The following is a 19,673-nucleotide window of genomic DNA, read 5'->3' as shown; positions in this document are numbered from 1 at the left end:
ATGCTCCGGCGCGTGTCCGCCCAAAATGTTGCAGATGCTGTCGTAGATCACCGCATTCGTCTGGTGGTCCTTGCCGAACATTTCGAAGTCGACGCCGAGCGCTGCCCAACGCATGCCGAAATCCGGCTTCCACTGCAGCTTGACCTTGCCGCCGGTGACAGACAGCGTGGTCTCGGTGCCTTCGTCGTCAAAGGTGATGGTGCCAGCCTTGGCATCGACATGCTTCATCGGCACGTAGAGCACGCGGCCGCTCTTCGGCGAAATCGGCAGGAATGGGCTGTAGGTCGCCTGGCGTTCCTCGCCGAGCGTCGGCAGCATCACCGCCATGATCTTGTCGTAGCGCTCGGCTGCGCGCAGCAGCATCGCGTCGAAACGACCAGCCTTGTAGTATTCGGTCGCACTTGCGAATTCGTAGTCGAAGCCGAACGTGTCGAGGAAGCGCCGCAGCATCGCGTTGTTGTGATCGCCGAAGCTGGCATAGTCGCCGCCAAAGGGATTGGGCACTGATGTCAGCGGCTTGTGCAGGTGCGGCTCGAGAAAGGCGCGATCCGGCACGTTGTCCGGGATCTTGCGCATGCCGTCCATGTCGTCGGAGAAGCACAGAAGCTTGGTCTTGACCTTGTCTTGGGTCAGCACGCGGAAGGCGTGGCGCACCATGGTTGTGCGCGCCACTTCGCCGAAGGTGCCGATATGCGGCAGGCCCGAGGGGCCATAGCCGGTCTCAAACAAAACGGTCTCGGGGAAATCCTTGCCTTTGTAGCGCTCGACGATCTTTTTGGCCTCCTCGAACGGCCAGGCTTTGCTTTCAGCCGCTGCCGCGAGGATTTCGGGGTTGAGATCGATGATGTTTGATCTCGTCATGTCGAGAGCCCTTTTTCGTTGGGCGGAATGTCCGCCGAAGACGGCATGCTCTATGCGCGCATGCCGCGGGCRTCAACGATTCCGGCCATTTTTCATTGCAGCTGCGCCCTTGTGTTCTTAAGTTCGGGCGRCAAATCAATCGTTTGGAGACCTCCATGCCCTTGCCGACCGCCCATGAGGCGCTGATCTATCTGATGGTCGTCACGTCTGCTTCCGACCGCGACATGACCGATGTCGAGCTGACGCGGATCGGCGAGGTGGTCAGGACGTGGCCTGTCTTCATGGATTTCGATGCCAAGCGGCTGATCTCAGTGGCCCAGGATTGCCAGGAAATGCTCCACGCGGAAAATGGCCTCGACGACATACTGGATACGGCGCGCAGGGTGATTCCCGAGCGGCTACACGAAACCGCCTATGCCGCGGCCTTCGAGGTGGCATCGGTCGATCTTGAAATGCGGATGGAGGAGGTGCGCATCCTACAGCGCCTGCGCCAGCATCTGAGTGTCGATGCGCTCACTGTCGCTGCCATCGAACGCGCGACCAAGGCGCGCCACCGCACGCTGACCTAGAAAAAGCTGACCGGGAAATAGCGAAGATAAAGCTCGGCGAAGGTGCCCTTGGCCGAGATCTCGTGCAGCGCATAATCGAAGGCGGCGGCCAGTCCCGGATTGTCCGGCTTGGTTGCGATTGCAAGCCCGGTGCCCAGATATTCCGGTGCGAGGTAAGGGCCGCCGGCAAAGCGGCAGCAGCCGGCGGCATCGGTGCCGGCGAGCCAGAAGGACAGGCGCATGCCGTCGCCGAAGACGGCGTCGAGTTTGCCGTCCTTGAGGTCAATGTTGAGCCAATCCGGCTTGGTATAGGTGACGACCTTTACTTTGCCGAAATAGTCCCTGAGCACGCGCTCGTGGGCCGAGCCGGCAAGCACGCCCACTCGTTTGCCCATGAGTGTGTCGACAAGCGGCTCGGCGACGGCTTGCCCCTTCTTCATGATGAAGCGTGCGGGGAATTGGAGATAGGGCCGCGAAAACGCGTATCTTTCGCGCGTATCCGCCGTTGCCGGCACACCGGCGATCAGCGCTTCGCCTTCGCCTAAGTTCAGCGCGTTATCGAGCTCGGCCCAGGGCAGGGCCTGGATCTGGCATTTGTCGGCGACACCGAGTTCAGCGCAGATGGCGCGGGCAAGGTCGATATGGAAACCGGACAGCCGGCCGCTTTTGTCGATGAAGTTGAAGGGCGGAAAATCAGTCGTCGTCAAGAAGCGCAGGCGCGGTAGCGTCGAGAGGTCGGGCTTCTGCAGCCGCTCCTTGCTGTCCCACAGCACCGGCACCTGCGGTTCGGCAGCCTTGGCAGGGCCGAGCAGTGCTGCAAGCGACACTGCGATCGCAAGCATCAGCGGTGCGGGGTTCATGGCTGCGCTCCGGCCCTCGGCTAACGCGCCGCCAACGGGGCGACGGGGATTCACGTGTCTAAACTGCAAAAGCTTTACCGTCGTGATTGCCGTCAGGCAAAGCGATTGTGTGGCTGTGCACGACAAGGCATCGTAAGTCCACGATAGATATAAGCCATTATATGTAATTCGCGATATCTCACCCATTCGGGGCATGGCCTCGCTGAGACCGGTGTGCATTACTGCCTCGGGGAATTGCAGCATGGGGGTGTTGCAATGGAACTGGACCGGTCGCCTTGGGGAGGAAGCACGTACGCGTGCGAGCTGTGTACTGCAGCTGGCGTGGCTTGGTTCGATCACTGTCGTAGTATCCAAATTTACGGCTCTCAGGCCGTGGGTGCGTGATGGTCACGCTTGACAATAGTCCCGTGACCATCCGCGCCGCTTTTTCTGGAGGCCTGCCCCCAGAACAAATCTCAATCGAAGAAGCGAACGACAACAGCCTCAGTGCCTATGACCTGGCGCTGGTTTCCGTGCCGGAATTGCGGTCGGCACTCGACCGGCTCGGCCTTTCCGAGGCCAGCCGGCACAGCTTGGCTGCGCGCGCAACGTTCCATGGCACGACGTTCCAGGCCGAGCTGCTGGTCTCGGACCTTGTTTCCGAGCGCGCCTACTTTTCTTCGATGGCTCGAGAGATAGGCGTCGAGTGCCTGAAATCGGTCGATCCGCACCGGCTGATCATGGACGACAAGGCCTGCTGGACACAGTTCGACCGCAACAGCCGTGTGATGTGCGCCAGGCTATGTGAGGCGCCTGGACACTACACCTGGATCGTGGCGCCCGACCAGGCGGGCTGGAGCCTGCTTAAGCGGCATTGCCAGACCAGCGCCGACTTGAGATGCCGCATCAAAGTTGTCGCTCCATCAGTGCTTCGCGCGGCATTGCTGGTGCACGCGCGTCCGATGTTGACGCGATATGCCCTGACCAACCTGCATGACAAAAAGCCGGAGCATTCAGCGCGCGACGTGTTCTGGCCCTGGCAGAGCTACAGCCTCGGCATGCTGACGGTGTTGCTGCCGGCAGCCTTTGCCACGGCGCCTATGCTGGCGTTGTTTGTTGCCCATCTGATCACGGTCGCCTTCTTCATCGCATGTGCGGCTTTGCGAGCAGTTGCGGCGGTTTCGCTGCCGCCAACAAAACCGCCACCGATTTCTCTGCCGCTTTCACCACACTTGCCGGTCTATTCGGTGCTGGTCGCACTCTACAAGGAGGCTGAGGTCGTGCCCGACTTGCTGGTCGGGCTCAGCAAGCTGCTATGGCCGCGCAGCAAGCTTGAGATCAAGCTGATCTGCGAGGCGGACGACACGGAGACGATCGCGGCGATCACCGCCCATCCGCTGCGCACCTATGTCGAGGTGGTGCTGGTGCCGCCGTCGCTGCCGCGTACCAAGCCCAAGGCTTTGGCTTATGCCTTGCCGCTGACACGCGGCGAGGTGATCGTGCTCTACGACGCCGAGGACCGTCCGCATCCGATGCAACTCGCCGAGGCGTGGCAGCGCTTTCAAAGCTCCAAGGCCGACCTTGCCTGCCTGCAGGCCCCGCTTGAGATTTCCAACCGAGGTTCGAACATGATCGCCAACATGTTCGGCTTCGAATATGCCGCACTTTTCCGTGGCCTGTTGCCCTGGCTTGCTCACAATCAGGTCACGCTTCCGCTTGGCGGCACCTCCAACCATTTCCGGCGCGAGGTGCTGGAAGAGATCGGCGGCTGGGACCCCTACAACGTCACCGAGGATGCAGACCTGGGGCTACGTCTCGCCCGCCGGGGCTATCGCTGCGAGACGCTGTCATGTCCAACCCGCGAGGAGGCGCCTGAAGATCTCGCCTCATGGCATCGCCAGCGTGTGCGCTGGTTCAAGGGCTGGATGCAGACATGGCTGGTGCACATGCGCGAGCCACGTGCGCTGGCCGCAGAACTGCCTGCGATGTCCTTCATCGTCACCCAAATCCTGTTTGCCGGCATGGTGCTGTCGTCGCTGCTGCATCTGGTGTTGATTGCGATGCTGGTCGGACTGGCGGTGCAGATCGCGTTCGATGTGCCGATGGGGCTGTGGCAGTCATCCCTCGTTGCCTTGGATGTGATCAGTATCCTGCTCGGCTATAGCGCGTACCTGATGCTGGGCCGGCTCGCGCTCAAGCCGAGGGAAAAGCGCGGCTTCTGGAAGGTCTGCCTGTTTACCCCGGTCTACTGGACGATGTTGTCGGTTGCGGCATGGTGCGCATTGTTCGAACTGTGGCGGCGTCCTCATCATTGGTCAAAGACGCCGCATCGCAGGCGCGCGGCGAGGGCAAGGGCCTAGCCAGAACGGCGGTCAATCCTTCAGGAATTTCATGCCTTCTGCAATGATCTTGCCGTCCGGCCTGCCGACCTTGTCGAGGTCGCGTCCTTCATAGGGCAGCGCCCGCAGGATGTGCCTGATGACAGCGACGCGGCTGCGGCGCTTGTCGTTGGCCTGGACCACGATCCATGGCGCGTGCTGGGTGTGGGTCTTTTCGACCATCAGCTCGATCGCCTTGGTGTAGTCGTCCCACTTGCTGATGCCGGCGATGTCCATCGGCGAGAACTTCCAGCTTTTCAGCGGGCTGTGACGCCGGTCGTGGAAGCGCTTGAGCTGCATCTCCTGGCTGATGTCGAGCCAGAACTTGAAGAAGTGGACGTTGTCGTTGACGATCATCTTTTCGAAATGCGGCGTCTCGTCAAGGAACTGCCGCTGCTGCTCGGGGGTGCAAAAGCCCATCACGGGCTCGACGCCGGCGCGGTTGTACCAGGAACGGTCGAAGGTGACGAATTCGCCTGATGTCGGGAACTCGGCGACATAGCGCTGGAAGTACCACTGGCCGCTTTCGGTCTCGGTCGGTTTGGTCAGCGCCACGTTGCGCGCCGTACGAGGGTTCATGTATTGGCGAAGCACGAAGATCGTCCCGCCCTTACCGGCAGCGTCGCGGCCTTCGAAGACCGACAGAACACGCTTGCCGGTGGCTTGCAGCCAAGCCTGAAGCTTGACCAGTTCGACCTGCAACTGCTCGATGGTCTGATCGTATTCCTTCTGCGGAAGCTTGTCGTCATAGGGGTAGTTCCCCGACTTCAGCGCCTTCTTGTCGATCCAGTCCGGCAAGATGGGGTCGTTGACGTCGAAGGTCCTGGTGTCCTTGCCGACCTTGATCTCGATCGGGTCGGTTTTTGGCACGCCATCCACTTTCACCGCCGCTTCGGCGGCGCTGTCCTTCTTGCTTTCCCTGCCTTTTTTCATGACCTCGACACCTTTCCAGCTCGGCAACTCATGCTATGGGGTGGCTTGGGAGTGGTCCAGAGGCTTCTTGAAGGCGCTGTCGCGGCGGAAAATTCTTAATGGCTGAGACCAGCACGCAGACGAAGGCAAGGCGGACGGCAAGGCTCACGGCCGGCCGGCTCTACCAGAACCGCTGGATGCTTGCCGCCGCGGTCATCGCGGTGCTTGCAGTGCATTTTTTCGGCGCGTCTTCAGTGACCTTCACGGCGCTGACCATCGCAGCCCTTGTCCTGTTCGCGCTTGTTGCGCCGCGTACGCTAGGCGCGCGCCGGCTTGCCGAAGCAAACACGCGGGTCGACCGTTCGCCGCTCGACCGGCTATCGGGCGAAAAGCTGGCCGCGGCTGTTGCCGATCCGCTCATCATTTTCGATCGCGACGGCACCGTGGTGCACGCCAATGCGGCCGCCGAAACGGCCTTCGGTGCGATTAGGCCCGAGTTGCCGTTGTTGCTGAAGTTCCGTGCGCCGGAAATGCAGGCACTGATCGAAGCGGTGTTGCGTGGCGAAGGCAATGGGCAGGCGACGGACTATGTCGAGCGCGTGCCCTTCGAACGGGTCTATCGCGTTACGGCCTCGGCGGTGGGACGTGGCACCGGGCTGTTCGTGCTCGCCTTCAAGGATCAGAGCGAGGCGCGCCGCATCGACCGCATGCGCGCCGACTTCATCGCCAATGCCAGTCATGAGCTGCGCACGCCGCTTGCCTCGATCGCCGGGTTTGTCGAGACGCTGCGTGGGCCTGCCCGCAATGATCCCAATGCGCGCGACCAGTTCCTGCAGATCATGCAGAACCAGACCGGCCGCATGGCCAGGCTGATCGACGATCTCTTGTCGCTGTCGCGGCTGGAGATGAAGCCCTACCTGAAGCCCGGCGTACGCGTCGATCTGCGCCAGACGGTCGAGGCGGTCATTGCTTCGCTCGCTCCACTGGCCAGCGAAACCGGCGTGGTCATCGAGCGCGACTTTGGCGACGGACCATTCGAGGTTCACGGCGACCGCGACGAACTGTTTCAGGTGTTCCAGAACTTGCTCGAAAACGCCTGCAAATATGGCCAGTCGGGCGGGCGCGTGCAGGTAACGATGCGGCGGACCAGCGAAGGCGGCGAGCCCGAGACCGAGGTCACCGTTCGCGACTTCGGGCCGGGCATTCCTGCCGAGCACATCCCGCGCGTCACCGAGCGTTTCTATCGCGCCGATGTTGAAACCAGCCGCGCCCAGAAGGGCACGGGGCTGGGGCTGTCCATCGTCAAGCATATCCTGACGAGGCACGGCGCGCGGTTGTCAATCCGCTCGAAGCTGGGCGAGGGCGCTGCTTTCACGGTGCACTTTCCCGCCGCCTGAGTGAAATGCCGGTTGTTTCAGCGGTTTCTTTATTCCGTCACGCAGCTAGCTTAGGGTTGCGGATTCAAAGGCATGATTCATCCGCTTTGCAGGAAGGCCCGAGCAGAAATGCAGTCCGTTCATATCGTCAGCGCCTATGACGAAGAGTTGAAATATCTCGCCCGCAAGATTGCGGCCATGGGCGGCCAGGCCGAGCGCATGGTCGACCAGGCCATCGCAGCACTCGTCAACGCCGACCCGGCGCTTGGCCAGCGTGTGATCCAGGATGACGTGCTGCTGGACGAAGCCCAGCGCGAGATCGACGACAAGGCGATTCTCATCATCGCAAGGCGCCAGCCGATGGCGACAGACCTGCGCGAGATCATCGGTGCGATCCGCATTTCGGCCGACCTGGAACGCGTTGGCGATCTCGGCAAGAACATTGCCAAGCGCGTGTCGGCGGTCGCCGAAGGGCGCCAGCCCAACAGCCTGTTCCGCGGTCTGGAGGCACTGGCCGAACTGGCGCTGACCCAGCTCAAGGAAGTGCTCGACGTCTATGCCTCGCGCTCGGTCGAACGCATCGGCTTCGTGCGCGACCGCGACGAGCAGATCGACGCCATGTATACCTCGCTGTTCCGCGAACTTTTGACCTACATGATGGAAGATCCGCGCAACATCACGCCTTGCACGCATCTGCTGTTCGTCGCCAAGAACATCGAGCGCATCGGCGACCACGCCACCAACATCGCCGAGACGATCTACTACATCGTCACCGGCGAGCAGATGCCGCCGGAACGCCCCAAGGAAGACAAGAGCCATCGCGTGACCCTGTCTGGCGAAGGCAAGCCGGGCTGAGCCCGGAGCAAACAGGCTCTTCTGTGCGGGGTAGCAAAGGTTTAGACTGATGCTCTATCGGCGGGGCTCTTGCTCCGCAGGGGTGCAGCATGACCGAACTTGCCAGGAAGTTCGACAAGGACCCCAAACTGGAAAGCGGCGTCGTCGCTTCCAGCGTCTATCTTGGCGGGCGCCGCATTGCMGATATCGCCATCGAAGAGGCTGGCGACTGGGCGGCCAAGGAAGGCCATGTCGTCTGGATCGGCCTGCTTGAACCCAGCCGCGAGCTGCTATTGCGGGTCCAGCAGCAGTTCCATCTCCACGATCTTGCTATCGAGGACGCCGAGCATCCCCACCAGCGGCCGAAGATCGAGCAATATGGCGACGCGCTGTTCATCGTCGCGCGCACGGCCCAGCTCGTGCAGGGCAGGGTGGATTTCGGCGAAACCCATATCTTCGTCGGCAAGGGCTATATCGTCAGCGTTCGCCACGGCGTTTCGACGTCCTATGCCGCCGTGCGCCAGCACTGGGAATCCTGTCCCGCCGCGCTCGCCAAGGGTGAGGACTTCATCCTCTATGCCATCCTCGACTTCATCGTCGACAACTATATGCCGGTGCTCGAGCAGATCGAAGAGGAGGTCGACGTCATCGAAGATGGCGTTCTGGCCAGGCCGATGACCTCAAGGGATATCGAGAGGCTTTACATGCTGCGCCGCGATCTGTTGCGGCTGCGCAATGCCGCTGGTCCGCTGGTCGAGGTCTGCCGGCGCCTGACGAGTGCCGACCTGCCGCAGTTGCGCCCGGCCATGCACCCGCTGTTTCGCGACGTCACCGACCACATTCGCACCGTGCTGGAAAAGATCGACAATCTGCGCGAGGTGCTGGCCTTCGCCTTCGAGGCGAGTTTGCTGGTCGGCCAGAGCCAGGAGACCGCGATCGCCAAGAAGCTCGCCTCATGGGCGGCGATACTGGCCGTGCCGACGGCACTTGCCGGCATCTACGGCATGAACTTCGCCGACATGCCGGAGCTACATTTCGAATACGGTTATCCAACAGTGCTTCTGGCCATCGCTGCCATCTGCTCGATCCTCTACTGGCGATTCAGGAAGAACGGCTGGCTGTGAAGGAAGCGAATGGAAAAAGGGCCCCGGATCGCCTTGGCAACCCGGAGCCCAGGGGCCCGTCCCATCAGTTATTCGCTTAGCGCGAGCGGCGGCGCTCGGAAGCCGGCTGAAACGCCAATTTCGAATGATAGCCGCAATAAGGTCCGCTCTCAGCCGCGTCATTGCCGCAGAAGTTGAAGTCTTCGCTCAGCGGATCGCCATTCGGCCACTTGCAGGTGCGCTCGCTGAGCTGAACCAGCTGCAGACGGCGCGAGATCGGCACGACGACATTCTCGACCGGGCGGATGTAGTGGCGGGCAACCGGCTCGACCTCGAACTGCGCCTGCAGTGCCGTGGCACCGATGCTTGCGGTCACGGTGCGCGTCGTCACCATTGTGCGCTGCACCGACTTGGTTGCCGTGGTGGCTTGCGTTGTCTTTTTCTGGCGTGCCGGTGCCGCCGTGGCGCGCCCGCGGCTCGACAGCTTCAGGCGGTGAACCTTGCCAATGACGGCATTGCGGCTCACGCCACCCAATTGTGCGGCGATCTGGCTTGCGCTCAGACCTTCCGACCATAGTTTCTTGAGAAGTTCGACCCGCTCGTCAGTCCAGTTCATGAGACCGTGCTCCTGATTTAACGTGCGGAAAGCGGAATCCATTTCCGGCCCGGCAAGCCGGGTGGACACCACATCTATTAGGTGAATATGTCCGCCGCACGAAATCTAGTTATTTCTCAATTACAATTATCGATGCGCGGAGTCCGTGACAAGAGTCGCGGGGKTCTTTGCGATTCGGTTTTTTCGGTTTTCCCCAACTTGCCGATGTAGCGTGGCCACATGGCAACGGATGGGTTGGATCACAGCGGCTTATGTGACGTTTTCGTTGACTTCATGGCAGAAAAACCTGATATAGCCGCAGGCCGCCGCTTTGAGGCGGCTTTTTTGATTTTCCGGGTTCGGAGAGACATATAATGAGCGGATCCGCGCTTTACGAGACCTTTGCTCGTGCACCCCTGGCTTTCGAGCGAGGTGAGGGCTCTTGGCTGATCACCGAGAACGGCGAGCGATATCTCGATTTTGCTGGTGGCATCGCCGTTAATTCGTTGGGCCACAGCCATCCGCATCTCGTTGCAGCGCTGACCGAGCAGGCCGCAAAGCTATGGCACGTCTCCAACCTCTACCAGATCCCCGGCCAGAGCCGGCTGGGCGAGCGCCTGGCGGAGAACTCCTTTGCCGATCGCGTCTTCTTCACCAATTCGGGCGCGGAAGCGATTGAGTGCGCGATCAAGACCGCGCGCCGCTATCAATATGTGAACGGCCATCCTGAGCGCTACCGCATCATCACCTTCGAAGGTGCCTTCCACGGCCGCACGCTGGCGACCATCRCCGCTGGCGGCCAGGCGAAGTATCTCGAAGGTTTTGGCCCGAAGGTCGACGGTTTCGACCAGGTCGCCTTCGACGACATCGATGCGGCCGAAAAGCTGATCGGCCCCGAGACGGCGGCGATCATGCTCGAACCCGTGCAGGGCGAGGGCGGCATCCGCCCGTTCCCGACGCAATCGCTGAAGCGCCTGCGCCAGCTGTGCGACAAGCACGGCCTGCTGCTCATTTTCGACGAAGTCCAGTGTGGCATCGGCCGGACCGGCAAGCTCTATGCCTATGAGTGGGCGGGTGTTGCGCCCGACCTGATGGCAATCGCCAAGGGCATCGGCGGCGGCTTCCCTGTCGCGGCCTGCCTGGCCACCGAAGAAGCCGCGAAGGCGATGACCGCTGGCGTCCATGGCACCACCTTTGGCGGCAATCCGCTTGCCATGGCTGTCGGTAACGCCGTTCTCGACGTTGTCCTCGAAGACGGCTTCCTCGAAGAGGTCAGCCGCAAGGCGCTGCTGATGAAGCAGGGCCTGGCAGCGATTGCCGACGAGTTCCCCGACGTGATCGAGGAGATCCGTGGCACGGGCCTGCTGCTCGGCATCAAATGCGCCATGCCCAACACCAAGGTGAACATGGCGCTGCGCGAGCAGAAGCTGCTGGCTGTGCCCGCGGGCGAAAACGTGCTGCGTTTGTTGCCGCCGCTGACGACGACCGACGCCGACATCCAAGAGGCGCTGGCGCGTATTCGTGCCGGAGCTGCCAGCCTCTCCAAGGCCGCCGCCAACGGCGGCTGAACCCAAGGAAGTTACATGACCAGCGGGATTCGCCATTTCACCGACCTCTCGGCACTTTCCGGGAGCGACCTTCGCGGGATTCTGGACGATGCGGCGGTGCGCAAGGCGCGCCTGAAAACCGGCGAACGATCCAAGCCGCTTGAAGGCAAGGTGCTGGCGATGATCTTCGACAAGCCGTCGACCCGCACGCGCATCTCGTTTGACGTCGGCATGCGCCAGCTCGGCGGCGAAACGATCATGCTGACCGGGGCCGAGATGCAGCTCGGCCGCTCGGAGTCGATCGCTGACACCGCCAAGGTGCTGTCGCGGTATGTCGATGCGATCATGATCCGCACCACAGCGCATGACCGGTTGCTCGAGCTGACCGAAAACGCGACAATTCCTGTTATCAACGGCCTGACCGACGACACCCATCCCTGCCAGCTGATGGCCGATATCCTGACCTTGGAAGAACATCGCGGACCGGTGCGCGGCAAGACCATTGCCTGGACCGGCGACGGCAACAACGTGTTGCATTCGCTGCTCGAGGCCTCCGCCCGGTTCAGCTTCAACGTCAATATCGCCGTGCCCGAAGGCAGCGAGCCGGAACAGAAGTACATCGACTGGTCGCGTGCCAATGGCGGCAAGGTGATGATCACCCGTTCGGCCGAGGATGCGGTGCGCGGCGTTGATGCCATCGTGACCGATTGCTGGGTGTCGATGGGGCAGGAGCACCGTGCTCGTGGCCACAATGTCTTCTTGCCATACCAGGTCAATGCCGACCTGATGAAGCTCGCCAAGCCCGACGCCTTGTTCATGCACTGCCTGCCGGCCCATCGTGGCGAGGAAGTCACCGACGAGGTCATCGACGGCCCGAATTCGGTGGTCTTCGACGAGGCGGAAAACCGGCTCCACGCGCAAAAGGCCGTGCTTGCCTGGTGCCTGGGCGCTTGAATGCCTGATCTGCCGCCCCTATCTGGTGCGGGATCAAATCAACCTATTGGCGTTAGCGCCTTGTTCTGCGACCATCGGCTGGCCCGAGGGCCGCAGAACCAATCATACGGGATAAGTTCCAGTGGCTGAGACCGAACGCAAGCTCGGCGAATTTGGGTTCGCCGGCGACGACCATGTTGTTCCATTCGCGGTGGAGCCGCTCGACGTGCGCGGGCGCACAGTTCAGCTCGGCCCGCTGCTCGACCAGATTCTTGAACGGCACGACTATCCGGAACCGGTGGCGCGGCTTTTGGCCGAGGCCTGCGTGGTCACCGTTCTGCTTGGCACCTCGCTGAAGTTCGACGGCAAGTTCATCCTGCAGACCCGCACCGATGGTCCGGTGGACATGCTGGTCGCCGACTTCACCACGCCGCATTCGCTGCGCGCTTATGCACGTTTCGACGCCGACCGCGTCGAGGCGGCGATCAGTGCCGGCATGACCGCGCCCGAAGATCTGCTTGGCACGGGTGTTTTGGCGCTGACCGTCGACCAGGGCGAACACACCCAGCGCTATCAGGGTATCGTCGAACTGAACGGCATCACGCTGGAAGAGGCGGCGCGGGCCTATTTCCGTCAGTCGGAGCAGATCCCGACCGATGTGCGCCTGTCTGTGGCAAAGCTCGTCCTGCCTGCCGAAGGCGGTCCGCGCGAGCACTGGCGCGCCGGTGGCCTTTTGGCGCAGTTCCTGCCTGACTCACCCGAGCGCCGGCGCGTGGCCGACATTCATGGCGGCGATGGCGACGAGCGCGATGTCACTGGGCATCCCGATGACAATTCGTGGCAGGAACTCCTGGCGCTGGTCGCGACCATCGAGCCGACCGAACTGATCGACCCGACCGTTGGAACCGAAAAGTTGCTCTACCGGCTGTTCCACGAACATGGCGTGCGCGTTTACGAAGGCGTGCGCGTCGCCGACGAATGCTCGTGCTCAGGCGAGAGGATCAAGGGCATCCTGCAGGGTTTCACGGCCGAAGAGATCACCGAGAGCGTCGAGGACGGCGTCATTCGGGTTGCTTGCGAGTTCTGTTCGAAGTCCTACGAATTCGACCCGGCCGAGTTCGCGCCGGTCCAGTAAACCCGTCTAATTCAGCCTGTGGCGCGCGTTGGGCAGGTCGAGCGAGAAGGCGGGTATGGCGATGTCGAACATCTCGCCCGCCTCGTTGCGCATGGTGTAGCGCCCGACCATGATGCCTGACTGTGTCGAAAGCGGGCAGCCCGACGCATATTGGTAGCTGTCGCCGGGATTGAGCTCGGGCTGGTCGCCGACCACGCCCGGTCCACGAACCTCCTCGACCCGCCCTGAAGCGTCGGTGATGTGCCAGTAACGCGACAAGAGCTGAACGAACTCATCCGAGTTGTTCTCGATCGTGACGCGATAGCCCCAGACATAACGATTTTCTGCAGGCTCGGACCGATCCTCCATGTAGAACGGCTCGACCTCGACTGCGATGTTGCGTGTGACCGCGCGATACATATGCTGCGCTCCTTGGCCTGCACAATGACAGAGTCCGCCGCAGGAGGCGGCGGGTCAACTTCGTTTTTCGTTTTCACGCCGAATGTGATGAATGCGCAGTGGATTTCACCTCACCGACGCATCCGCGTCACCCCGCTGTCATGCGCCAAGGCCAGTTTCCGCGTCGTCCAACGACAAGGAATCACTGCAATGAAACGCCTCCTCGCCCTCCTTTTCGCCTCGGCCTGCCTTTGTGGCACGGCTGCATATGCTGACGACCTCGCAAGCGGTATCGAAAAGCTGACCAGAGGCACGGAGTGGCAGCTCGTCAAATCCCCGATGCTGGAATTCGACACCTTCCACCCCCAGGGCTTCGCGCGTGTCGGCGATGCGCTGTTCATGTCCTCCGTCGAGATCATCGAGCGGACCAAGAAATTCGAGGCTCCCCAAAATGGGCTTGACCGTGACGAGGGCAAGGGGGCCGGGCATCTGTTCAAGCTCGACGCCAATGGCAAGCTTGTCGGCCAGGTGAAGCTTGGCGATGGAGCCATCTACCACCCGGGCGGTATCGATTATGACGGCCGCTGGCTGTGGGTGCCGGTTGCCGAGTACCGGCCAAACAGCAAGTCGATCATCTACCGCGTCGATCCCGAAACGCTGGAGGCGACCGAGGTCTTCCGTTTCCCCGATCATATCGGCGGCGTTGTCTATGACCCGGACCAGCGCACGCTGCATGCCGTGAGCYGGGGCTCACGCCGCTTCTACACCTGGAACGTCAATGAGGACCTGACCGTGCCGAAGTCGGCACTCGATCCGGAAAAGACCCGCACGCTCAATCCGGCGCACTATATCGACTACCAGGATTGCGCGTTGCTCAAGCCCGGTCAGGCGGTCTGCGCCGGCCTCACAGAGTATCGTCCTGGCCCTGACGGGCAGGTCTTCCGTCTTGGTGGCATCGAGATCGTGGATCTCAAGCAAGGCCGTCCGCTGTTTCAGGTGCCGGTCCAGATCTGGACGGAAAAGGGCAAGTCCATCACCGGCAATCCCGTTCTCATCGAAAAGACCGAGACGGGCCTGCGCCTGACGGCGGCTCCAGAAGATAACGAGACGAAGCTCTACGTCTACGAAACGAAGCTGCCGAAGAACTGATCGGCATATGAAGATGGCGCTCCGGCCAGCCGGAGCGCCACTCCTTTAGGGCGTTGCCTTCAGCGCATCGCCGATGTCGTTGAGCAGGTCGTCGGCATCTTCGAGGCCGACTGACAGGCGCAGCGTGCCGTCGTCGATGCCGAGTTCGGCCCGGGCCTCGTCGGTGAGGCTCTTGTGCGTCGTCGTTGCCGGATGGGTGATCAGGCTCTTGGAGTCGCCGAGATTGTTGGAAATCAGGATGACATCAAGCGCGTTTTCGAAGGCGAAGGCCGCTTTCTTGCCGCCCTTGAGATCGAAGCACAGCAGCGTCGAACCGCCCTTCATCTGCTTCTTGACGATGTCGGCCTGCGGATGGTCGGCCCGGCCGGGATAGATCAGCCGCGACACTTCCGGCCTGCCGGCCAGGAAATCGGCGATCTTGCCTGCGGTTTCGGTCTGCTGGCGCACGCGTATCGGTAGCGTTTCCAGGCCCTTGAGCAACGTCCAGGCGTTGAACGGCGACAGGCTTGGGCCGGTGTGGCGGAAATAGTCGTGCAGGTTCTCGTCGATCCACTTCTTGTCCGACAAGATGACGCCGCCGAGGCAGCGGCCCTGGCCGTCAATATGCTTGGTCGCGGAGTAAACCACGACATGGGCGCCGAGTTCGAGCGGCTTCTGCTGCATCGGCGTGGCAAAGACGTTGTCGACGACCAGGCGCGCGCCGATCGAATTGGCAAGGGCGGCGACAGCGGCGATGTCGACCACTTCGAGCGTCGGGTTGGTCGGGCTTTCCAGGAAAAACAGCTTGGTGTTGGGCTGGACGGCCTTTTCCCAGTTCTCGATCAGCGTGCCGTCGACCAGCGTCGCCTCGATGCCGTACTTTGGCGCCAGCGTCTCGACAACCCAGCGGCACGAGCCGAAAAGCGCGCGCGCTGCAACGATATGGTCGCCGGCCTTGAGGCCACACAGGATCGCGGCCGTGACCGCAGCCATGCCGGAGGCTGTGGCGCGTGCGTCTTCAGCACCTTCGAGCGCGCACATGCGCTTTTCGAACATGTCGACGGTGGGATTGGCGTAGCGCGAATAGATGAAACCTGGGCTCTCGCCCTTGAAGCGGGCTTCAGCACTTTCCGCGCTCTCGTAGACGTAGCCCTGGGTGAGGTAGATCGCCTCGGAGGTTTCGCCGAATTCGGAGCGGAGCGTGCCGCCATGGACGAGGGTGGTCTGGGGTTTCCAGTTGCGCTGCTTTTCGGAGGTCATAGCCAAATCCAAATACAAAAAAACCGGTCGCGAAAAGTCGCAACCGGTCCACAACGCGGCCCTTTAGCGACTTGTTTAACGTGGCTGCAAGCCGACCGGCCAAATCACCACGGGATAAATGTCCTTTAGACCCGCAGCCTGCTTGCGTCAATCGCGGGGTCGACTAAACGTTTTGGGCCACGCATATGACCCCGGATATAGGTCCGGGTCCAGCGATCCAGGGCTGTCCGTTCGGGCCGGGCGCTGTAAAGGAGTGAGGCAATTGCGGCAATCGGGCATTCTTCCGGATCAGGACATCGCGGCATTGTTCGCCTCGGGCGCGCTTCTGGCGCCATCGCTCGATGCCGACCAGATCCAGCCGGCGAGCCTCGACCTGAGGCTGGGCGCAACGGCATTCCGAACCCGCGCCAGCTTCCTGCCGGGGCCTAATTCTCTGGTGTCGGACAAGCTCGACCGGCTCAAGCTGCACGAGATCGACCTGACCAATGGCGCCGTGCTGGAGACAGGCTGCGTCTACATCGTGCCGCTGCTCGAAGGCCTTGCCCTGCCGGCCGACATCTCGGCCTCCGCAAACCCAAAGAGCTCGACGGGCCGCCTCGACATCTTCACCCGCGTGATGACAGACCGTGGCCAGGAGTTCGACAAGATCCCGGCAGGCTATACCGGGCCGCTTTATCTCGAAGTCAGCCCGCGCACGTTTCCGATCGTCGCCCGCAAGGGTTCGCGCCTGTCGCAGATCCGCTTTCGCAAGGGCAATGCGCTGCTGTCGGAGGCGGAGCTTCACACGCTGCATGTCTCCGACCGGCTGGTCGCGATGGATCCGCCCAACATCTCGGGCGGCGGTATTGCTCTGTCCATCGATCTGGCTGGCGCGCCGGGCAGCATCGTCGGTTATCGCGGCAAGCACCACACCGGGCTTGTCGATGTCGACAAGCGCGCCGCCCAGAACGTCGTCGATTTCTGGGAGCCGATCTACAATCACGGTGCCGAGGAACTGGTGCTCGACCCCGACGAATTCTACATTCTCGTCTCGCGCGAGGCGGTGCATGTGCCCCCGCTGTATGCCGCCGAGATGACGCCTTTCGACCCGCTCGTGGGCGAGTTTCGCGTCCATTATGCCGGTTTTTTCGATCCTGGATTCGGCCATTCCAGTGCCGGTGGCACCGGCAGCCGGGCCGTGCTCGAAGTGCGCAGCCACGAGGTGCCGTTCATCCTGGAACATGGCCAGGTCGTTGGGCGTCTGGTCTATGAGCATATGCTTTCGCGCCCGCGCGCACTCTACGGCACCGACCTCGGCTCCAATTATCAGGCCCAGGGTTTGAAGCTCTCCAAACATTTCCGCATGACCTAAGGTCAGTCTGTTCTAATCTTTAGTCTGCTTGTCCATAGCCGGCCGCTGTGATTGGCTGGAGGAAGGGACGCTCGGAAAGAGCGCCCGAAAAATGGAGAGGATCATGCAGATTTCCCGGAAGTTCGCTGGCGCAGCTTCGCTCGCAGCGCTCTTGTTGACCCTTGGCGGCGCTTCGGCACAAGAAAAGCTCAAGATCGGTACCGAAGGCGCCTATCCGCCCTTCAACAACCTGACCGCCGACGGCAAGCTTGTCGGCTTCGACGTCGACATCGCCAACGCGCTGTGTGCGGAGATGAAGGTGGAATGCGAACTGGCGCCCCAGGACTGGGACGGCATCATTCCAGCCCTTCAGGGCGGAAAGTTCGATGCCATCGTCGCCTCGATGACCATCACCGAAGAACGCAAGAAACAGGTCTCGTTCACCAACAAGTACTACACCACGCCGCTGGCACTGGTGGCCCTGAAGGATTCCACCCTGGCCTCGGCGGAGCCCGATGCGCTCAAGGGCAAGACAGTAGGCGCACAGGCGTCGACGACCCAGAGCATCTATGCCGAGGACCACTACGCCAAGGCTGGCGCCGAAGTGAAGCTCTACCCGACCCAGGATGAGGCGATCGCCGACCTGACCAATGGCCGTCTCGACGCTGTGGTCTCGGACAAGTTCGTGCTGGTCGACTGGATCAAGACGACCGGCCAGGATTGCTGCAAGATGATCGGCGATCTCAAGGGCACGGAATCCGAGGCCGGTATCGCGCTGCACAAGGACAACGACGCGCTGCGTGAAAAGTTGAACGCTGCGATCGACGCCATCGTCAAGGACGGCACCTACGCCAAGATCAATGCCAAATATTTCGACTTCGACATCTACGGCGCGAAGGACTGATTGACTGAAAGCGAACAGGCCGGGCGTCGATGACGTCTGGCCTGTTAGTTTCAAATCGTTGTGCGGGTAGGGCCGGCGATGAGCTTGGCTGGCCTCAATACTTGTTTCGCCGTCCAATACTGGAAATGTGACTGGGACCCACTGGCTGACTGGACCGATCGGGTGCATCATTTGCCTGATCGGAGGTAAGGGCCATGCGTTATGTTTTCATCCCGCTGGTGTTCGGGCTGATGATGCCGTTGTCCGCTTGCATGTCGGACAATTACGACTACGTCAGCTCCTTTCAGCCTGACTACTACAACGACACAGGGCTAAGGTTCGGCTATGCCACCGGGCAGAGGCATCTTCGCGATTTCAGCGATCCCCACGACCGGGAACTGCGCAGGTAGTAGGTGCGGAAGGCTTGAGCGGGTAGTGGGCGAGCCAGCAACCGACTGAGCAGCAACCGCTACGACTGCGCAAACCCCCGCCTGGCCGTTGCAGGTCGACTAGCGAAGCTGCGCGCTGAGCTTGCGATCTGCCTGTTGCCAGCCCGCAGTGGTGCCGCGTAAACGCAAAAAAAAGCCCGCGGTCTGGTGACCGCGGGCCTCTCTATCAAGCATTGCTGTAATTAGAACGCAGCGTCGAGGCGCAGGAAGCCGTTGATCACGCCGTCGCCGTTGTTGAAGCGATCGAAGGTGTCGCCATCATTGTAGTTGAGAGCGAGCTTGGCATCGAGGTTCTCGACGATGTTGTAATCGACAACCGTACCGATAGCCCAATCGTTGGCACCGCCGACCGAGATCGCGCTCAGGTTATTGTCGTGCGCATCACCGAAGTACTGACCGCCGAAGCCGACTGCCAGCTTCTGGTTGACCTGGTACTTCAGGTAGCCGCCGACCGACCATGCATAGCCGTTGTAGACGCCGTTGACGCCTTCAATCGCATCACCCGGATTGATGCTGAAGTAGGTCGGGCCCGACTCGTAAGCTGCGAGAAGCTGCAGCGTGAGAGCGTCGGTTGCCTTGATGTTGGCGATCGCCTTGAGAGCGAACTCTTCGTAGGCGTTGTCATAGCCGGCGAACAGGGAGACCGAACCCCAGCCCTGCGTGACAGCAACCTTACCGACGACCAGCGGGACGTAGTCGAAGTTGTCCGACTCTTCTTCCAGGCCGAGCGACACAGCGATGCCGTTGCCGGCGTCGAAGGTGTAGCGGATCTGGTTGACGCGCTCACCGCCGCCCGAATCGAACTCACCGTCGAGTTCGCCGTCGAACAGGGTGTCGGTGTGACCGACGAGCACGCCGCCGAGCTCGAAGTAAGCGTGACGGAGAGCCGTGCCGCTTTCTTCCTGGAGGCCACCCCAGTGGTTGCCGGTAGCAGTCTCGGACCAGCCGCGGTCTTTGCCGCCGATGCTCGCCTCGAACTCAATGTAACGGCGGAACGTGCCGTATTCGGTTTCCGAACGCGCGTCGAACTGCAGGCGGGCCTTGGCATCCTTGCGGAAGCCGTCGTCAAGATCGGTGAAGCCGATCTCGTAACGAACGAGGCCGCCGACCTTGAGGCAGGTCTCGGTGCCGGGGATGTAATAGAAGCCCGCGCCGTAAACGTCGCAGATGCGGACGTATTCCAT

General features: G+C 61.6%; 18 protein-coding genes, 1 pseudogene and 1 riboswitch. Of the genes and pseudogenes, 12 read left to right on the top strand and 7 right to left on the bottom strand.

Going from position 1 to position 19,673, the window contains the following annotated elements; all coding sequences use genetic code 11:
- Positions 1 to 861 (bottom strand): annotated as a pseudogene (gene lysK / locus AC1DWF_RS20670) (lysine--tRNA ligase); the annotation flags it as partial.
- 155 nt (positions 862 to 1,016) lie between these two features.
- Here lysK and AC1DWF_RS20665 point away from each other — a divergent pair.
- The gene (locus AC1DWF_RS20665; protein WP_476782997.1) at positions 1,017 to 1,430 is read left to right on the top strand and encodes a tellurite resistance TerB family protein; all 414 of its coding nucleotides are present in this window, start codon (positions 1,017 to 1,019) and stop codon (positions 1,428 to 1,430) included.
- Here the strand turns inward: AC1DWF_RS20665 and AC1DWF_RS20660 are convergent.
- Positions 1,427 to 2,251, bottom strand: coding sequence for a transporter substrate-binding domain-containing protein (locus AC1DWF_RS20660; RefSeq protein WP_476783007.1), 825 nt, complete (start codon positions 2,249 to 2,251; stop codon positions 1,427 to 1,429). The two genes, AC1DWF_RS20665 and AC1DWF_RS20660, sit on opposite strands and share 4 nt — an antisense overlap.
- Positions 2,252 to 2,652: 401 nt before the next feature.
- On the opposite strand from AC1DWF_RS20660, the gene AC1DWF_RS20655 reads away from it, so the two are divergent.
- Positions 2,653 to 4,608 (top strand): glycosyltransferase, encoded by a 1,956-nt coding sequence (locus AC1DWF_RS20655; RefSeq protein WP_476782998.1) that lies wholly within the window; start codon positions 2,653 to 2,655, stop codon positions 4,606 to 4,608.
- 12 nt (positions 4,609 to 4,620) lie between these two features.
- On the opposite strand, the gene ppk2 is transcribed toward AC1DWF_RS20655, so the two are convergent.
- On the bottom strand, positions 4,621 to 5,559 hold the full coding sequence (gene ppk2 / locus AC1DWF_RS20650) for a polyphosphate kinase 2 (RefSeq protein ID WP_476782999.1): 939 nt from the start codon (positions 5,557 to 5,559) through the stop codon (positions 4,621 to 4,623).
- A gap of 98 nt (positions 5,560 to 5,657) precedes the next feature.
- Between ppk2 and AC1DWF_RS20645 the strand changes: the two genes are divergently transcribed.
- The 3 genes from AC1DWF_RS20645 (at position 5,658) to AC1DWF_RS20635 (ending at position 8,872) form a co-directional block, all read left to right on the top strand.
- The gene (locus AC1DWF_RS20645) at positions 5,658 to 6,935 is read left to right on the top strand and encodes an ATP-binding protein (RefSeq protein WP_476783000.1); all 1,278 of its coding nucleotides are present in this window, start codon (positions 5,658 to 5,660) and stop codon (positions 6,933 to 6,935) included.
- A gap of 108 nt (positions 6,936 to 7,043) precedes the next feature.
- Positions 7,044 to 7,769 (top strand): phosphate signaling complex protein PhoU, encoded by a 726-nt coding sequence (phoU, locus tag AC1DWF_RS20640; protein ID WP_476783001.1) that lies wholly within the window; start codon positions 7,044 to 7,046, stop codon positions 7,767 to 7,769.
- An 89-nt stretch (positions 7,770 to 7,858) separates the two neighbouring features.
- A complete protein-coding gene (locus tag AC1DWF_RS20635; protein ID WP_476804361.1) occupies positions 7,859 to 8,872 on the top strand; it encodes a magnesium and cobalt transport protein CorA in 1,014 nt (337 codons plus the stop codon).
- 76 nt (positions 8,873 to 8,948) lie between these two features.
- On the opposite strand, the gene AC1DWF_RS20630 is transcribed toward AC1DWF_RS20635, so the two are convergent.
- On the bottom strand, positions 8,949 to 9,467 hold the full coding sequence (locus AC1DWF_RS20630; RefSeq protein ID WP_476783003.1) for a GcrA family cell cycle regulator: 519 nt from the start codon (positions 9,465 to 9,467) through the stop codon (positions 8,949 to 8,951).
- 353 nt (positions 9,468 to 9,820) lie between these two features.
- Between AC1DWF_RS20630 and AC1DWF_RS20625 the strand changes: the two genes are divergently transcribed.
- The 3 genes from AC1DWF_RS20625 (at position 9,821) to AC1DWF_RS20615 (ending at position 13,061) form a co-directional block, all read left to right on the top strand.
- Positions 9,821 to 11,014, top strand: a complete 1,194-nt coding sequence (locus AC1DWF_RS20625; protein ID WP_476842004.1) for an acetylornithine transaminase — start codon at positions 9,821 to 9,823, stop codon at positions 11,012 to 11,014.
- 15 nt (positions 11,015 to 11,029) lie between these two features.
- Complete coding sequence (argF, locus tag AC1DWF_RS20620; protein ID WP_476804360.1) at positions 11,030 to 11,947, top strand: ornithine carbamoyltransferase; 918 nt, start codon at positions 11,030 to 11,032, stop codon at positions 11,945 to 11,947.
- A 121-nt stretch (positions 11,948 to 12,068) separates the two neighbouring features.
- Entirely contained in the window at positions 12,069 to 13,061 is a 993-nt protein-coding gene (locus AC1DWF_RS20615; RefSeq protein ID WP_476788419.1) for an Hsp33 family molecular chaperone, read from the top strand.
- A gap of 6 nt (positions 13,062 to 13,067) precedes the next feature.
- Here the strand turns inward: AC1DWF_RS20615 and apaG are convergent, their stop codons facing one another.
- Positions 13,068 to 13,460 (bottom strand): Co2+/Mg2+ efflux protein ApaG, encoded by a 393-nt coding sequence (apaG, locus tag AC1DWF_RS20610; RefSeq protein WP_476785027.1) that lies wholly within the window; start codon positions 13,458 to 13,460, stop codon positions 13,068 to 13,070.
- A gap of 189 nt (positions 13,461 to 13,649) precedes the next feature.
- Between apaG and AC1DWF_RS20605 the strand changes: the two genes are divergently transcribed.
- On the top strand, positions 13,650 to 14,588 hold the full coding sequence (locus tag AC1DWF_RS20605) for a DUF6454 family protein (protein ID WP_476842003.1): 939 nt from the start codon (positions 13,650 to 13,652) through the stop codon (positions 14,586 to 14,588).
- Between the two features lie 45 nt (positions 14,589 to 14,633).
- Here the strand turns inward: AC1DWF_RS20605 and AC1DWF_RS20600 are convergent, their stop codons facing one another.
- Positions 14,634 to 15,827, bottom strand: a complete 1,194-nt coding sequence (locus tag AC1DWF_RS20600; RefSeq protein WP_476785025.1) for an O-succinylhomoserine sulfhydrylase — start codon at positions 15,825 to 15,827, stop codon at positions 14,634 to 14,636.
- A gap of 43 nt (positions 15,828 to 15,870) precedes the next feature.
- Positions 15,871 to 15,948: riboswitch (SAM riboswitch) on the bottom strand.
- Positions 15,949 to 16,089: 141 nt separating this feature from the next.
- Here AC1DWF_RS20600 and AC1DWF_RS20595 point away from each other — a divergent pair.
- The 3 genes from AC1DWF_RS20595 to AC1DWF_RS20585 all read left to right on the top strand — a co-directional run bounded on the left by AC1DWF_RS20595 (position 16,090) and on the right by AC1DWF_RS20585 (position 18,450).
- A complete protein-coding gene (locus AC1DWF_RS20595) occupies positions 16,090 to 17,178 on the top strand; it encodes a 2'-deoxycytidine 5'-triphosphate deaminase (protein WP_476785024.1) in 1,089 nt (362 codons plus the stop codon).
- A 103-nt stretch (positions 17,179 to 17,281) separates the two neighbouring features.
- Positions 17,282 to 18,061 carry an ABC transporter substrate-binding protein gene (locus tag AC1DWF_RS20590; RefSeq protein ID WP_476785023.1) on the top strand — a complete coding sequence of 260 codons (780 nt, stop codon included), beginning with the start codon at positions 17,282 to 17,284 and terminating at the stop codon, positions 18,059 to 18,061.
- A 194-nt stretch (positions 18,062 to 18,255) separates the two neighbouring features.
- Entirely contained in the window at positions 18,256 to 18,450 is a 195-nt protein-coding gene (locus AC1DWF_RS20585; protein WP_476788420.1) for a hypothetical protein, read from the top strand.
- A gap of 221 nt (positions 18,451 to 18,671) precedes the next feature.
- On the opposite strand, the gene AC1DWF_RS20580 is transcribed toward AC1DWF_RS20585, so the two are convergent.
- Positions 18,672 to 19,673: porin (locus AC1DWF_RS20580; RefSeq protein ID WP_476842002.1), on the bottom strand; the 1,002-nt coding region annotated here is incomplete at its 5' end.

Source organism: Aminobacter sp. P4_D5, assembly GCF_056401815.1.
The sequence above is the reverse complement of the archived record's forward strand: the minus strand, read 5'-3'. Positions and strand labels throughout refer to the sequence as shown.

Bases quoted from the DNA above. Each gene is read 5' to 3' on its own strand.
- AC1DWF_RS20630 (WP_476783003.1), bottom strand. From the start codon at position 9,467: ATGAACTGGACTGACGAGCGGGTCGAACTTCTCAAGAAACTATGGTCG.
- AC1DWF_RS20585 (WP_476788420.1), top strand. From the start codon at position 18,256: ATGCGTTATGTTTTCATCCCGCTGGTGTTCGGGCTGATGATGCCGTTG.
- AC1DWF_RS20645 (WP_476783000.1), top strand. From the start codon at position 5,658: ATGGCTGAGACCAGCACGCAGACGAAGGCAAGGCGGACGGCAAGGCTC.
- argF (WP_476804360.1), top strand. From the start codon at position 11,030: ATGACCAGCGGGATTCGCCATTTCACCGACCTCTCGGCACTTTCCGGG.
- AC1DWF_RS20600 (WP_476785025.1), bottom strand. From the start codon at position 15,827: ATGACCTCCGAAAAGCAGCGCAACTGGAAACCCCAGACCACCCTCGTC.
- AC1DWF_RS20665 (WP_476782997.1), top strand. From the start codon at position 1,017: ATGCCCTTGCCGACCGCCCATGAGGCGCTGATCTATCTGATGGTCGTC.
- apaG (WP_476785027.1), bottom strand. From the start codon at position 13,460: ATGTATCGCGCGGTCACACGCAACATCGCAGTCGAGGTCGAGCCGTTC.
- AC1DWF_RS20660 (WP_476783007.1), bottom strand. From the start codon at position 2,251: ATGCTTGCGATCGCAGTGTCGCTTGCAGCACTGCTCGGCCCTGCCAAG.
- AC1DWF_RS20590 (WP_476785023.1), top strand. From the start codon at position 17,282: ATGCAGATTTCCCGGAAGTTCGCTGGCGCAGCTTCGCTCGCAGCGCTC.
- ppk2 (WP_476782999.1), bottom strand. From the start codon at position 5,559: ATGAAAAAAGGCAGGGAAAGCAAGAAGGACAGCGCCGCCGAAGCGGCG.
- AC1DWF_RS20655 (WP_476782998.1), top strand. From the start codon at position 2,653: ATGGTCACGCTTGACAATAGTCCCGTGACCATCCGCGCCGCTTTTTCT.
- phoU (WP_476783001.1), top strand. From the start codon at position 7,044: ATGCAGTCCGTTCATATCGTCAGCGCCTATGACGAAGAGTTGAAATAT.